The 215-nt window shown below is 46.5% G+C and carries 1 protein-coding gene; it reads right to left on the reverse strand.

The features are described from left to right. Nucleotides 1-5 precede the first annotated feature (5 nt). Nucleotides 6-215 (reverse strand): hypothetical protein (locus LKK83_RS00515; RefSeq protein WP_324628780.1); only part of this gene is annotated, 210 nt, incomplete at its 5' end.

Genomic DNA, 215 nt, shown 5'->3' on the forward strand with positions numbered 1-215 from the left:
TGCGGTTATCTCCTCTTTTTGACCAACAACTCGAAGCAGCACAGCTTGCCGGTTTGCAACAAGGTATCCAACAAGGTGTCCAACAAGGTATCCAACAAGGTATCCAACAAGGTATCCAACAAGGTATCCAACAAGGTGTCCAACAAGGTATCCAACAAGGAATCCAACAGGGAGAACGTCAAGTTGTGGAGAATTTGTTGCGGGTTCGGTTTGGA

This window comes from Phormidium sp. CCY1219 (assembly GCF_035615515.1).
Lineage (GTDB): Bacteria > Cyanobacteriota > Cyanobacteriia > Cyanobacteriales > Laspinemataceae > CCY1219.